Below are 14,277 nucleotides of genomic sequence, written 5' to 3'. Positions count from 1 at the left end.
TCTCTCGTTAAAAACAAATCACGTTTACTATGAAAGTTCTCTTTACGTTAGCTGCATGGCTTTTTGTGGTTCCCCTGACGATGGCTCAGGTTTCGTCGCAGCCGGTTGTGAGCGTGTTTCCGTTCAAAGGAAACTACAGCGACCGGGTCACCTCGGCCGTTTTTTCGGGCCTCACGAGTTCAAGACGGGTCAAAACCGTCGATTCGTCCACCCTGGATCAGATTGTTCAGCAGCAGAAAAAGTCGCTGGACGACAAATACGATCAGACCAACGCCATTCAGGCCGGGCAGTTGGCAGGAGCCCAGTTCATGATCAACGGCGAAGTAACGGCGGTGAATTTCAGTAACCAGCGGATCGGGAATGTAACCTATAATAACTGCAATGTGGAAGCCAAAGTGCAGGTGACTGACCTCGAAACCGGCGTTAGTGAGTTCGAAACGCTTCAGAGTTCGTCCAGTTCCAGCAGCAATTCGGATCGGGATTACCTGGTCAACATCGCCATGAGTTCACTGATGTCCAAAGCAGAAAGTTTTGCCCGCCGAAAATTTCCGGCCAGCATGCAAATTCTGGAAGTGCTCGAAAAAAGCGAGAAAAAAGGCATCATCAGCTTTCGGGTCGAAGGCGAGGGGCTGACCTCGAAAGCATCGGCGTCGGACGGAGACGAGCTTCCTTTTCCGTTTCCACTGCCGGGCATGCGCACGCGCATCATCATCACCAACCAGCGCGAAGTAGCCCGGCCCGATGGAACCAAACGGATTGTGAATGAAGAAGTTGCTTTTGCCAAAATTAAAAAGGTCGAGGATGGCGGCACGGCGTTGTGCACGGTGACCGAAGGCGGAAAGAGGCTGCAGGAATTGTGGGATAAACAGGCCCGGCTGATGCTTAAAACCACCAATTAAGAAGATACGATGATGAGATTCCGATTGAGTGTGCTGTCGGTTCTGATGGGGAGTTGGCTGGCGTGTGCCACGGTTTTTGGGGCCGTGGCCGAACCGCCGGTAGCGGTCGTGGTGAAGACGGGAAGCGCCCACGACCTGACGTCTGTCCTGCCGGTTTTGCAGGGATTGCTCCGCGAGCGAAAATTTTCGGTGGTGGCGGGTTCGCAGGCTGGCGAGGCCGGGTGGCGAATCGAGTTGAGCTGTCTGACGGATAAATGCCCGCTGGATGCGTCGGTGCCGCGGGTGATCGTCAAACTGGAAGCCTTCGACCCCGGGCAGCCGGAGCCGGTCGCCGTTGTCAGGGCTCCCCATTGCAGTGTTCAATCGATTGATCAGGCGGCTTCCCAGGCGGTTACGATTCTTTTCAAAGGCCGGGGGGCGTATGAACGCGACCGGGAAGCGTTTTTTCGGCAGATTGGCTTTCATTTTTCCGGAAAACAGGCGGCACCGGTGTTGGCCGTGCGGGATACCGTTGGCCCGCAAATTGATGTGATCAGCCCTCCGCTGCCGGAAGCCCCGCCCCGGGGGATGCGGTTAGCAAGGGCTAAAACGGGCGAGGTCACCATCATCGGGCGGGTCACCGATCCCTCAAAAGTAGACCGGCTTACACTCAATGGACAGTCGGTTGTGCTCGACGAAAAAGGGACTTTTCAGCCGGTGGTGCAACTGACCGACCGGGGTGACTACCCCATTCTGCTGGAAGCGTATGATGCGGTGGGCAACGTGAGTCGGCTGGAATTTACGCTGACGCCCCAGATGGCCCAGCGGATTGCGGCTGCGAAGTCGACGGTCGATAAACGGCTGGCTTTGGTGATCGGGAACGGCGGTTACACGGGCGTGCCAGCGCTGGGCAATCCGGTCAACGATGCCGACGCGATGGCCAGCTCGTTGACCAGCCTGGGATTCAGGGTGATCAAATGTACAAATGTCGACCGGATTGCCCTCATTAGTGCCATCAATACATTTGGCGAGGTGCTGAGCAAGGAGAAGTATACGGTCGGGATGGTCTATTATGCCGGTCATGGTGTTCAGCGCAACGGATTGAATTACCTGGTTCCGGTGGAAGTGACGAAGCAGAGTGATGTCGAATCAGAATGCGTTGGCTTGCAGCATATTCTGAATAAAATGGAAGTTGCCAACACCCGCGTCAACATTCTGGTGATGGATGCCTGCCGAAACGATCCGTTCGTCAAACCGGCCCAGCAACGGGATGCCGGCAATTCGGGCGGCCCGGCGTCGATCAAAGCCCCCACCGGCACGCTCATTGCCTTTGCCACCGCGCCCGGCAGTACGGCCGCCGATGGAACGGGTAAAAACGGTACCTACACCGAAAGTTTACTGCAGCACATTCAGAAGCCCAATGTCTCGATCGAGTCCGTTTTCCGGCTGGTGCGCACGGATGTGATGCAGAAAACAAACAACGAACAGATTCCCTGGGAATCAACTTCGCTGACGGGCGACGAGTTTTATTTCCGGCGTTGAAATTTAACTACGCACGAACTTCCTCAGGGGAATCTTTCACTGGGGTTGTGCCTGTTATACTTTTTATGATGGGTTTAACAGATAAAACTTCACGGAGAATATCGTTTATTAAATCGATAGCATACCGCTGGTAGGCATCATATTTCTCAGATAGAATTTTTTCTTTGATTACATCTCCTTCTGGATAATGGTTATCTGCCGAAATGAATCCCAGTAAAACGGGTTCTTTGGTGCGCCGTGAAACAATCGGTCCCACAATCCATTTTCCATCCGGATCTTTATGAAGTCGTTTTGTATTGACGTCTTCAGCAGGAAACATTTTTCTGTGCTGATGCATGGCATACGGATTGTCTTTAAACCGGTTAATGGTGAAGCTACAGTAAGGATCATCAGCCCTGGACGTCACTCCCACGTATTCATTGTCTTTTTTACAGTTCTTTAGCGTTGCACTTTGAGTAGAATACGAATAAATGCACGTAAAAACTTTTGCCTCTTCGTTATAAACCCAAAGCCTAATACGGGCGAGTTCACAATTTGAGCCAGTTAGGGGTTTTAATAACGCTTTTATGAAGCCAAATCTATTATTTTCATCTTGCAAGAAAGCAACCCACGATTTTCTGTTAATATTTTGGTCTAATCTTTTTATTGATTCGTTAATCTCAATAATAAATCTTTTAGCCTTATATTTTTCTCCGGCTATATTGTTTGAAAAGTCGCGATCAGGGGAATTGGTGATGAAGTGAGCCATTCTTGATATTCTGCTGGTTACCTCAACAAGTTGTTGAGAATCTCTGGACCACGCAACAAGAATAAACGAAGTATAGTGGCCGACCTTTACAGGCGTTGCATAGATGGAGCCTTCGATGTTGAAAAATTTTATACCTTTCGGCGAGATGATAGTTTCATTATTGTCCTGCGTACTAATGATAATGTCATCAATATACTTCTCGTTTTGTTGTTTAAGAATATGGGTCGCCAAACTAGTTTCGTCAAATTTATAACTGAATTCTAGCTCATTCAAAGTTGATAAAATTTCAGGGTCGTACCGGGCTACTAACTCACCCTTCCTATAGTTTATTTCGTAAAAAAGATAGGAAATTTTGAAACGCTTTAAACGGATGCAATTATCCATTAATCCCTGCAGGGCTATTGCATTACTGAGTAAGTCAATTTCTTTGACTGATTTTTCGCGTAACTCGAGTTCTTTGAAAATAGCACCGAATGAACTTGACTGACTTTCAATTGTTTTGAGGTGTTCAAGTGTAAAAGCGTCCGCCATAGAACTCTCAATTGCAACGACACCGACAGGGCTGCCATCGGAGAATACTTGTGTGATTAACACGGATTTAGTTTCCGAACTTAAAGGGCTATACTGGTATTTTTCCGGAATGGTATCAATATTTGAAATCTTTTGGTTCTTACTGATGTCGCTATAGTATAAATATTTTCTTTCTCTACCACCCAGAGAATAAATGAACCCGAGGATGGTATCGTGGCTTATTCTTTCAGCATAGTTTTCAGATTTGTAGTATTCGTTTTTTTGGTACAAATCATCTTTAAAGATATATTCCAGTCCTGGGATATTTCTACTTTCAACGAAGGAGACGATTCCTCTTTCTGCACCGGTTAACTTAAGCGTTTCTCTTAATAGATTGTGGATAATGTCGTTAAAGCTAAAGGACGCTGAGTTTATATTAACTATTTTGTTGCTCTTTACGAGCTTTTGGGAAACACTACCTGAAAGAGTTTTTAGAAAAGAACATACAATATCTGTTAACATATCACCAGTATAATTCTCGGGAATACGGCAAAGTATTACGTTGATGTTGTAAGAATCCTTTAGGTATTTTATAAAAGATTCATCAACTTCATTTTCAAATAAAATTGCATAGTGAGGTCCGAAATTTGATTTGTACGTTAGTTTTGCATCATCCATTAGCCTCAGCAAATCGAAATCTTTTAATGAGGATCCAATAAATAAAAATGTTTTCAATGAAAGCAGGATGGTCAAGCCGTCATTAAATGACTTATTGATTTGCATTAAATCTCTGTATTGTGTTCTCGTAAGAACCAGTGAACTTAAGTCTTCGATATCACCATGTGTTTTTATGATGGCAAAGGTGTTCTTCTTAATTGATCGGAATATATTTTCTGCCAGCCTCCAGGTATACACTGGGTGGGTCTCATTATAAGACATCTCCAGCAGTTTGTCATAATTTGTGGTGATGGCTGTGGAAAAAGGAATTCTGGAGATTGCTTTATGAATTTGTGATGGTTGTGATGTTTTCTTGAAAATTTCCCAAATGTGTTCACCAAGTTCGTTGCCAAGTACTTGCTGAAGCAGTTCCGCAGACATCAGAAAGTCACCTTCTCTTAATAGTTTCTCCGCTAGGTTGAATGATTTAGAAAAGTTGGAGTTGTCATTATCGAATTCTTTCAGATTGGCCTTTGCCTTCATAAGACTGCTAACCAACAACGCTTTCCAGTCTGGAAGCCCTGCCGATATTGAAGCGCCAGCTCCAACATAGACCACCGCTTTCTGACTCGATATGGCATCCACCAGCGGGCGGATATCAAAGTTTATCTCAATACTTGAGAGTAAATTATGCATGATCGTAAGGGTTTGGATAAACAGGACAGAGTACGAATGGCACGGTAAAATCAGCCTGGTTGACCGAATAGAGTCACGAGACTATAATCATTTTACTAAGTAGGCTCAGTTCAACGGGCAGTTGACCCGGTAATTCCAGATGGTTTGCCCCGTCACCCGGACGGTTACATACTGGCTTTTGGTTTTGATGAGTTGCTGCATGGATGCCCGCGACCAACTGTCGTAGATGGTGCTGCCGTAGTAAATGAACAGCGGTTTCGAATCCTCATCGATATCATCTTTGCGGCCTTCAAATACCTCGATCTGATCCGGGACGGCATCGGTGTAGTAGTCCAGCGCGAAGGTGGCGTCTTCCTGGCCCAGATCGTATTCCGCAATCACCACCTTGATGTCAGGGCTTTGATAATCCTGCCCGTCCTGCCCGCCATTGCATTGAGACAGCGCAATGTCGTCGTGAATTTCCGGGCCGGCTTCGTTCCGGGTATCCGGGGACACGGCGGTCGAATCGGGGGCGACGGCGTTCAGGCTATCCGGCGGGGAAAGGCGGTTTTTATGCCCCCGGACCGATGCGTTCAACTGATCCTGGGAGAGCGGTTTTTCGTCATAGGCGAAGTAGTAGTAGGCAATCAGCCCGGCCACCAGCAGCACCAGCAATCCCACCAGCAATCCCAGACAGCCCAGGCCGCGCTTCACCGGTTTGAGCGGGTCCGGAATAAAAACCGGAATTACATAGTCGGCCTGGCCGCGTTCGTGGACGTAGGTCTTGACCAGCGGCTCTTTTTTATCGACGAGGTCGTAACACTGCACACTTTCGCCATAGTAGGTATTGTTCAGCAGCAACCGTCCCTGTTCGTCAGCCTGGACGGGCAGTTGCATTCCCTGATAATCGAGCCGGATGTGGTGTTTGGGAACGGCCCGCCCGTGCTGGTCTACCACCCGGAAAAACATGGAAAACGGCAGTCGTTCGAGCAAAACCGGATACGGTTCCGCCGGATTCCGCTCATCCACGAAGACGGTTTGCCGATTCACCGGTTGCCCACCGGCGTCCTGCTGATACACCGTTATTTCGCTCAGATACGGAACCTCCGCAATCGTTAACACGCCCTGTTCGTCGGTTGTCAGCGTCCGTTTATGGGTTTCAAACTCAACCGCCAGCGGCTCGTTGGCTGCAGGCAGGTTCGTTGGCCGATACGTGCCCCTGATCACCACGGGCGTAACCCCAAACGGCACCAGTTTTCGGATGATGTTGCGCTCGGGTTTTTCCGTTTCGAACATAAACCCCCAATTGGTCAGCGTAAACCGGGGGCCGTCGGGCGTATTGAACACCAGAATGTGTTCCGTCGAAGGTACTTCCAGGAAGCTCTCGACACTTTGGCGCAGATTCCGGTAGCTGGCCCGGTCGTATTGCCCCGGCCCTTTTTTGATATACCGGATGATGTCGCGAAACAGGTAGTTGACCTGCTCGTTCAGGATCGGCAGGAGCTGCTGCTGTTCCTCGGGCGAATACGACGCCAGCGTCCGGAAATCGCCGGGATACTCCCCATACCAGGTAATTTCGTCGCGGCCAGCTCCCGTTACGAGCGGTTCGGCAAACAACCGGTCGTGGCCATTGACAAACAGGCCGCGCACCTGTTCATACCGTTTGACGTTTTCACCCACGTTAAAAAATACCGGCCGAATGCGTTTCAGGGGGGTCGTAAGGAGTTCGCGTTTCATGCGGAAAGGGCTTTCTGATGGTTTGGTAAAGCGCCGGGAGCGCCCGGATGTCTATTGATGCCCGTCCGTAAAAAAGGTTATCACGGTCGGTCGTTTTTTTGAGCGGTCAGAGGTGAAACCGGTCCACAAAAACACGCTCGCCCTCTTTGGATGTCTCCCGTTGCAGGACGTACTGCTGGTTGCCGTGCTGAACCGTGATTTCGAACGGAACGGCCTGCCCTTTCGGCGAACGGCGTTTGTAAAACGAAACCTCGATGGTGTAATACCCGGCGTGTGCTTTCTCCCAGTAGGCGTTTTCCTGCGGTTCGGTCGTGGCCGAATCGTCATCGGCGTTGGCGTCCAGATCCAGGATTCCGAGGTGGTCTTTGAAATTCACTTCCCGTTGCTGGTAATTGAGCAGGTTGCCGCCGGGGTCAGAAACGAACAGATCCAGGTCGTCGGTCGAAAACCAGCGGAGATTGACGCTGAATGCCCCGCGACGACCCCGAAGCCCGGATGGATTCAGTTCCACAACGTGGGTTGGGTCCCCGGCCGCCAGTTCCAGGCGCTCGTCGGCAAAATCCGGATGGGTCACATAGACCACTGCCTTTTCCCCGGCCAACAGCAGAACCGGGTCGAAGGAAACGAGGCCGGTTTCCGAACTGATCTGGGTGAGGTCGGAATTGGCGGTCGTTAGCCGCACGGTGGCACCGTTGACCGGTTCTTTCGTAGCAAGATCGATGAGCTGGAGCGGGAAGGCGTGTTCTTCAAGTTGCGGGTGCAACGTTAAGGTGGTGATGAGGGGGTAAAAACCGTCAAAAATGAGGTCAACAACGGTTTTTTCGCTGGTCAGCGTGGCGGTTGCCACGGCATAGGAGTCGGCTGCGGCCTCCACCTGAAACACCAGTGGATCGATGGGGATGATCTGCTGGAAACTGACGTTGCCATCGGTGCTGGTCGTCAGGTTATACGTCTGTCCGCCGTGGTGCAGGGATACTGTCGCGTTGGCAACGGGCTTCTGGTCAACGGCTTGCACCACTTTGGCGTTGAGCATCATCCGGGGCGCAACGGTCTGCTGCGTCAGCTTGCGAACCAGACCACGGGCGGGGTTGAAATCACTGCTCAGAAAGCCCCACAGGATTAAAACCGGGCGTTTGCCAATCAGATACAGGTTTTTAACCTGCGGAATTTCAAGGCAGTCGGCCAGCATCCGGTGCAGGTCGTCCGCGTCGTGGTAGCGCTGAATCTGGTCATACGCCAGATCGGTATAGTACCGCAAAACCGCCCGGGATTTGGCCTGCCATTCGGGCGACAGTTCCTGATAGGGCTGAATGGTGCCGGGCAGATCGCTAAACCAGCCAATCTGACCGGGTTCGATAACGGGCTCGGCAAAAACCGCATGGCCGCTGCCCACCGTCAGCAACTCCCGGAGGGTCTGATACCGTTTGACGCCTTCGCCAACGTTCGATCCGAAAACGGGGCGCAGGCCGGCGGTGGGGGTAATGGCAATCAGTTGCCGGGGCATAGGCGTTAGGGCTGGCGTTTGAGTTTGGCAATTTCCCGTTTCAGACTGTCGAGCGTCGCGGCACAGGCATCCTTCGGTTCCAGCCGACAGGCTTCCAGGGCTTTGTGTAACTGAATGAGCGGTCCGATGTGTTTGCCGCTCCCGCCCAGGTGCGGATTGCCGGTTTTTACCAGAATAGCCCGGATTTGGTCGGGGCTCAGGTCCGGACGCAGGGAACACATGAGCGCCACGCCACCGGCCACAATGGGGGTAGCCATGCTCGTGCCGCTCATGTAGTCGTAGCCTCCACCCGGCACCGCGTTGTAAATCTGCACTCCGGGCGCCGACACGGTCGACAGCGGGCCGTAATTGCTGAACGATGCGCGTTCGACCTCGCCTGCCTGATTGGGTGGGCCGTCCGCCGACACATTGATCGTGTACGGCGTATCGTTCATTGGATCGAAACCGGCCGGAATATTTTCGTTGCCGGTTGCTTTCACGATGACGACGCCATTGCGCGAAGCCTCGCCGAAAAGGGTTTCAAACAACTGACGTTCGGTTTGGTAGGCCGGGCTTTGCTGATAACTCGCCAGCAGGGCGTTTTGCCGGGCTTCGGGCATAGCCGCCAGTTTTGCCGCTGCGGCAGCCGGAATGCTGCGGCCCAGCGATAAACTGATGACGCGGGCACCATTTTTAATGGCATATTGAAGGCCAAAAACAATCGCTAACGTACTCGGTTTGTCGGTGCCTACCTGAACAGCCATGACCCGGCAGTTGGGTGCAATTCCGGAAGTACCGGCGGCATTGCCCGCCCGCCCGGCTATGGTGGCTGCGACGTGCGTTCCGTGTCGGCCACCCACGGGGCTGTCGGTGTTGATCTTTCCTGATTCGGCGGTCATGTTGCGGGGTTGCACGATCTGGTTCTGGAGTTCGGGATGGCCCGTATCAAAACCGCCATCCAGCACGGCCACCGTCACCTGATCGGAGCCACGGGTGATGTCCCAGGCTTCAAAAGCACCAATGGCTTCGAAATACCAGTTTTTTGTCCGGTTCGCCAGATCCGGGTCGTTGGGCAGGCCGCTCGACTGGAACAGGCTTTCGTCGAAAACCAGGTACACTTCCGGCATTTTCTGAAGCCGGTCGCGCCAGACATCCCGCTGATCGGTCGGAATCTGGACTTGCAGGGCGTTCAGGGTGGTATCGAAGGCCACGATCTGCAATTCGTTGTCGGTATAACTGGCTTTCACTTTGTTGACAAACGCGACCAGATTGACCTCTTTTTTCAAAAAGACGTTCAACCGGTTGCCAATAATCGGGCGTTGCAGGGAGTCTTTCGGGTTGGTAATAATCTGGGCCGAGTCGACGGGCGCGACAATCCCCTGCGGGCGATCCGGCAAGTGGGGGCTGAGGGTTCGTCCTGATTCGGGCATCTCGCCCGGCCCGGTTTCGACACCCGGTACGCCCACCCCAACGGGCCGACCCCACTGCGCGGGCCAGAACCAGTATAACAACCCCAGCAGGAGCAACAACAGAAACAGCCCCAGCAGCCAGCCGATGCACCCACAACCCACCGGGCCATCGGTTTGTCGGCGCCACCAGAACCAGCGCGGCCACCGCCAGTCCCACCACCACCGCCGGGTTTTCACGGTGTCCGCCACTGACTGAACCGAAACCGGGGGCGGGGTCGGATTGGAGGGCGGCACCGGATTCGTGGACGTTGCCAGCGGCACGCCCGGCGGCACGGCTGGCGGTTCGGGAATCTGGTGTTTGAGGTACTGATTGACCCGAAACCGTTCCTGGCGGCTGCGATCGGATTCAAATCCCCACAGCACCAAAACCGCCTGATCGCCGTTGGTCAGCACGCATTCCGGCCCCGGTATTTCGATGGCGAGCCGCAGCAGGGTGCCCAGTTGCTGGTTTTCCGTCTGCGAAGTCCGTTCGAGTTCATCGGCCAGTTGGCGGATGGCGGAGAGCTGGGTATCCAGCAACTGGCTGACGCGGGCGCGATCCGGGGGAATGAGGTTGGGTAAGGGCGTTCCCTGCCGAAAACTATCGGAAAACCAGCGCGCTTCGGTGCGCGTCTGTTCGTAGGGCGGTGGAATGAGCGGCTCGGCCAGAAGCTGCGCGTAGCTTTCGCCCAAGCGGCTGCGGAGCAAATCCCGAAGCTGGTTGTAGCGCGTGTAAACGGGTTGCGCTAACCAGATAACCGGTCGGTAAGCGGAGAGCGACGTACTGAAGATGGGATAGTGGGCGGGCATGAGAATAACGGGCTAACCGATTACTGGCACTGATAACCAAGGTCTTTAATGATGGTGTCGAGCAGGCCATTCACCCGGGCTTTTTCGGGGTCGGTGAGGTTGGCTTCGCGCAGGACGTTGTATTCAAACGACTTGTCGAAACCGCTGAACCACTGGCTGTAGAAGACCCGCGACGGATCATCCACCGTGGTTGTCAACTGGTTTTTCGCCGGTACGTCGGCCAACGGATTGCCGTAAATGGGAGCCACCACGTTGGGCGCCGACTGGTAGACGGCCTTGTTGCTGAGTTTGTCGTCGGCACTCACCCGCGACCAGCCCAGCGTATTGACGAAATCGTTGATGGCGGCCCGGCCCAGCGTCAGAACCACTTCCAGGTTATCGGATTGGTGAATGTAGGGGCTAACGTCTTCGGCAACCCGGACTTTCAGGCTGTCGCGTTCCATGCTCCGCTCCATTTCATCGACCAGAATCGTTACCTCGTTTTCGGCCAGACCAAACTGCCCCTGAAACTGCCGGTCGCTGCGCAGTTGCTTGAGCTGCGTTACCCACTGGCCCAGCAAACTTTCGGCATAGCGGGTGGCCAAAACCGAGCCCGACGCTGGTTTGGGAGCGGGTGCTGCGCTGACGGGTTCAAAATTCAGAAGGTCATCCAGAAAACTGTCCAGTTCGGCGGAGTCTGCCGGAGCATTGGTGACTGCGCTGGTCGATTCGGCCTGTTTCAGAAACAGATCGGGCTGGCTCATCACCTGACGAACCAGCTCGCGGTCCCACAGGCTGTTTTCTTTGCCGTTCACAAATTGCTCGGCAACGGTGAAGGAAGCCAGGAAGCGGCCAAACTTTTTCTCTTTGATCAACCGTCCGACCGGTTTGCGAAGCTGATCCCGGCGTTCGCGGGCGCGGATGAGCTTTTCTTCCACCGATCCGCCCTCGTAATGGTGGCACAAAGCTTCCCCCACTTCCTGCCGCACCCGATTCAGGGCTTCCCGGATTTGTTCCTGTTTGATGGCCGGATGACAGGCCGGTAACAGGTATTTCAGCAGGTAATCGATTCCGTTCCGGCCCGGCTGCGTGGCTTCATACCAGGCCGTCATCGGATCGTGAAAGTGCCGGTTGGTGTGTTCATTGTTTACAAACGAGTGTTCCATGTCGGCAAAGGCCGGGGTGTAGCGTTCGTTGTAGGTTTCGACGCCGTCGGTGATCTGGTAGGAGACTTTGCAATACCGGGGGTCGCGAATCATGAACGTGTTTTTGAAACTGTCGTTCGGGCCGTTCCAGCTTCGCGTCCATTTGTCGGTCGAAACCTTGTCGAATTCCTTGTCGAAAAACCGCTCCAGCCGTTTTTCCCAGATGTGGTCGTAGAGGTCCGTGCGGCCGGTCCGGGTGGGGTCGCATTCGTCGATCTCGACGTTGATCTTGGTCAGCACCAGAAAGAACGGATTGATCCGGTCGACCCCGGCGCGGGCATCCAGCGGCACCAGGTTGTTCAGAACGCGTTCGCGTTTTTCGCGCTCCTCCGCCGAGCGGCCCACATTCATGCCGATCCACTGGCTGATCATGCTGTTGATGTTGAGCGTGCCTTTCACCTCCGACTGCATGTTGTGCATGCAGAAAAGCAGGCTGCTGATCCCGAACGAATCGTTGTAGGCATTGAAGAGGTAAAAAACTTTTCCGCGCAGAAACGGGTCCATTTTTTTAGAAACGTCGGTTTCCTGCTGAAAAACGTTTTCCGGGGAGCCTTCCATGCTCCGCGCACCCGGAAAATCGAGGATGTCGGCGTGTTGCAGAAACCGGCGGCTGGGGTGATTTTCGAGGGCTTTGGGCAGGGGCAACACCAGCTCGGAGGTCAGCCCGGTCAGAATGCTTCGCGTGAGCGGAATCCGCTTTTTGTCGCGGGTGACCACCGTGACGGTGTTGAGCTGACTGTCGGTCTGGTCCATTTCATACAGCCGCATGACGTCGACAATCGTTTGCTTCTGGGGCGCTACGGCTTCCAGACCAACCCATACTTCCGACTCAAATCCCAGTTCGATCAGCCCCTGGCTCAGTTTGTTGAACAAGTTGGTCATGAACTCGTCTTCGTGCCAGAGCGGGGCGAAAATGGCCCAGCGGTCGCCGGGCCGTACATAGGGCGCAATCGCGGCCACTTTCTCCCAGTAATTGTATCGGCGCAAGGTGCCGATGAGGTCCATGCCCTGAAAATATTTCGATAGATAATCCCGCAAATCCAGGATGTCGTCTTCCGTCATGCCTGGCTGAATCGTGGCCTGGCGTTGCCGTTCCAGGCGGTTTTGCAGTTGATCCAGTTGCTCGAACGTGAGCTTTTCGGGGTATTTCGAATTGATGATGTTGTACTGATACCCAATGGCCATGGTTTTCACGATGTCCGACTGATTCAGCAAGCGCAGCAAATAACCGCCCTCGTTGTTCTGGTGGTAGGTCGTAAAGCGCGTCACCACGCCGGTGGCCTCGGTGCCGCCCCCCACGGGGTTAATGTCGTCGATGAAGCTGATCGGGCCATCGTGTCCTGTGATTTGCCGGACGGTTTCGGCCGGTATTCCCGCCGATTCGATCTGCAACAGATTGTGGCCGGGAATGCGGGCCAGATTGGAAACCAGGTACGATTTTCCAACCTGACTGATGCCAAACAGGGCGAGTGCCGGGCGCATTTTGGCGGCCTGTTCGAGCCGTTTGGCGCGTCGGCGCAGCTTGCCCAGTTCATCGAGCGTACTCAGCCGTTTTTCGGGTTCTTCGTATAAACTCAACCATTCGGTGCCGCGCCGAATGCTCTCCTGTAATTGCAGACTTTCCTGAGATAGAGTAGGAAACATAGTGAATGGGTTTCGGGATGTTTTCGAATATTTATGCCTGAACACCCGTTCAGGTTATCAAAAATCTTTATTCGGTAACGATGTCTGCGTAAATCACCACGGTTCGTGATTGCCGCCGGATGACGGCAAACGACCGGCCTTCGCGGACGGTATTTCCCCCCAGACCCTGCACGTTGTGAAGGGCCGGGTCTACCTGCCGGGTTTCTTCGGGCGACACAAAAACGAAATCCTCAAAGCGGTTCGACGCCCATTGGGCCACCTTGTCCAGCAGGGCGCGACGCTGGGGAATATACAGGCCCGTTAAGGCGCTCAGCAAATCGGTCAGCGCCTGGTGGTATTGCCGAACCGCATCCTGTGGCGATTCGTTCGGGCTCGTTTCCAACGCCCGCAAGGCCGTCCACCCGCCCACAAAAGCCGCCAGGAAACCGTTGAGGTCGGGCGTGGGCGACTCGGTAGCTTCGATGAGCAGGTTTCGGATGCCGGCTTCGGCGGCAGTACTGAAAAATAACCGTACAAATTCAGCCGCTGGTAGCATGGCCGCCCGCTCTTTCCGGAGTCGAAACACCTCGATTTCGGCCTGCTCGCGACCGGTTTCGGCGGTTTGCTTCTGCTCCAGGGCCAGTGTCAGTGCCTGCTGCTGTTTCAGTTGCTCCCAGCGCAAATTCTCGATTTGCTGCTGCAACGGTCGGCTGATCGTGAGCGGCAAATCCTTGGCCCGGCTGCCCACGGTTTCCAGATCGTCGGACGACAGAATGGTTTGCAACCCCCGGCGGAGCCAGTCACCGTCGCTGCTGTTTTCATCGGCGTAGGGCAGGGCCAGGTTGGGGTTTTGCCGCAGACGCGCAATCACCTCCGGACCCAGCAGGTCGCGGAGGTGATTGACGAACGAATCAAGCGGAGTGGGCAATGGATCGGGTGGCGTAAAGTCGGATTGAGCGTGCATACGGATTGAAAGAGCCAA

General features: G+C 53.8%; 8 protein-coding genes. 2 read left to right on the top strand and 6 right to left on the bottom strand.

Annotation, left to right across the window (positions count from 1 at the left end; translation table 11 throughout):
* The first annotated feature begins 29 nt into the window (after positions 1-29).
* Together F0P93_RS20690 and F0P93_RS20685 are read left to right on the top strand one after the other, a co-directional pair.
* Positions 30-899 carry an LpoB-related protein gene (locus F0P93_RS20690; protein ID WP_150879452.1) on the top strand — a complete coding sequence of 290 codons (870 nt, stop codon included), beginning with the start codon at positions 30-32 and terminating at the stop codon, positions 897-899.
* Positions 900-908: 9 nt separating this feature from the next.
* Entirely contained in the window at positions 909-2,420 is a 1,512-nt protein-coding gene (locus F0P93_RS20685; RefSeq protein WP_150879451.1) for a caspase family protein, read from the top strand.
* 7 nt (positions 2,421-2,427) lie between these two features.
* On the opposite strand, the gene F0P93_RS20680 is transcribed toward F0P93_RS20685, so the two are convergent.
* From F0P93_RS20680 to F0P93_RS20655, 6 genes are all read right to left on the bottom strand, one after another.
* On the bottom strand, positions 2,428-5,031 hold the full coding sequence (locus tag F0P93_RS20680) for an SIR2 family protein (protein WP_150879450.1): 2,604 nt from the start codon (positions 5,029-5,031) through the stop codon (positions 2,428-2,430).
* 105 nt (positions 5,032-5,136) lie between these two features.
* Positions 5,137-6,747 carry a hypothetical protein gene (locus tag F0P93_RS20675; protein ID WP_150879449.1) on the bottom strand — a complete coding sequence of 537 codons (1,611 nt, stop codon included), beginning with the start codon at positions 6,745-6,747 and terminating at the stop codon, positions 5,137-5,139.
* A gap of 106 nt (positions 6,748-6,853) precedes the next feature.
* Entirely contained in the window at positions 6,854-8,251 is a 1,398-nt protein-coding gene (locus F0P93_RS20670; RefSeq protein WP_150879448.1) for an MSCRAMM family protein, read from the bottom strand.
* Between the two features lie 5 nt (positions 8,252-8,256).
* Positions 8,257-10,488, bottom strand: coding sequence for a S8 family serine peptidase (locus F0P93_RS20665; RefSeq protein WP_150879447.1), 2,232 nt, complete (start codon positions 10,486-10,488; stop codon positions 8,257-8,259).
* A gap of 20 nt (positions 10,489-10,508) precedes the next feature.
* Positions 10,509-13,316 carry a virulence factor SrfC family protein gene (locus tag F0P93_RS20660; protein ID WP_150879446.1) on the bottom strand — a complete coding sequence of 936 codons (2,808 nt, stop codon included), beginning with the start codon at positions 13,314-13,316 and terminating at the stop codon, positions 10,509-10,511.
* 67 nt (positions 13,317-13,383) lie between these two features.
* Positions 13,384-14,259 carry a hypothetical protein gene (locus tag F0P93_RS20655; protein ID WP_150879445.1) on the bottom strand — a complete coding sequence of 292 codons (876 nt, stop codon included), beginning with the start codon at positions 14,257-14,259 and terminating at the stop codon, positions 13,384-13,386.
* Positions 14,260-14,277 lie beyond the last annotated feature (18 nt).

It is taken from the genome of Larkinella humicola (assembly GCF_008727875.1).
GTDB classification, from domain to species: Bacteria; Bacteroidota; Bacteroidia; order Cytophagales; family Spirosomataceae; genus Larkinella; species Larkinella humicola.
Note: the sequence above shows the minus strand (reverse complement) of the source record. Positions and strands in the feature narration are given on the sequence as shown.

What these genes read in the sequence shown, in the direction of transcription:
- F0P93_RS20670 (WP_150879448.1), bottom strand. Translation starts at nt 8,251, where the DNA reads ATGCCCCGGCAACTGATTGCCATTACCCCCACCGCCGGCCTGCGCCCC.
- F0P93_RS20660 (WP_150879446.1), bottom strand. Translation starts at nt 13,316, where the DNA reads ATGTTTCCTACTCTATCTCAGGAAAGTCTGCAATTACAGGAGAGCATT.
- F0P93_RS20655 (WP_150879445.1), bottom strand. Translation starts at nt 14,259, where the DNA reads ATGCACGCTCAATCCGACTTTACGCCACCCGATCCATTGCCCACTCCG.
- F0P93_RS20685 (WP_150879451.1), top strand. Translation starts at nt 909, where the DNA reads ATGATGAGATTCCGATTGAGTGTGCTGTCGGTTCTGATGGGGAGTTGG.
- F0P93_RS20680 (WP_150879450.1), bottom strand. Translation starts at nt 5,031, where the DNA reads ATGCATAATTTACTCTCAAGTATTGAGATAAACTTTGATATCCGCCCG.
- F0P93_RS20665 (WP_150879447.1), bottom strand. Translation starts at nt 10,488, where the DNA reads ATGCCCGCCCACTATCCCATCTTCAGTACGTCGCTCTCCGCTTACCGA.
- F0P93_RS20675 (WP_150879449.1), bottom strand. Translation starts at nt 6,747, where the DNA reads ATGAAACGCGAACTCCTTACGACCCCCCTGAAACGCATTCGGCCGGTA.
- F0P93_RS20690 (WP_150879452.1), top strand. Translation starts at nt 30, where the DNA reads ATGAAAGTTCTCTTTACGTTAGCTGCATGGCTTTTTGTGGTTCCCCTG.